Annotated in this window: 1 pseudogene; it reads right to left on the minus strand. The window is 36.6% G+C overall.

Annotated features, from left to right (window positions below):
- A pseudogene (locus V7137_RS24000) lies at window positions 1-276 on the minus strand (hypothetical protein); the annotation flags it as partial.

Raw genomic sequence — 276 nt, forward strand, 5'->3', positions numbered from 1 at the left:
GAACTTCGAAATCTTGTGCCGAAAACGCTGGCCAGTTGACTAAGCATTTTCCACTACAATTGCTTTTACCCGGCTGATCTTTAGTGAAATAGTATAAAGCCATTCCTTTTGAATCGGCTAGGTATTTGCCAATATTTTTATCGGCTAATAATTGTAATTTACTCGTGGAAGCCGTTTTAAATGTTGTTTCAGTGTTTACTATATACCAAACGTCTCTAACTCCCTGGCCTGTTACATCTCCTTTTACTTGATCTTTGATGAAATAATAAAGTGGAT

The sequence above is a fragment of the Neobacillus drentensis genome, assembly GCF_036962765.1.
GTDB classification, from domain to species: domain Bacteria; phylum Bacillota; class Bacilli; order Bacillales; family Cytobacillaceae; genus Neobacillus; species Neobacillus drentensis_C.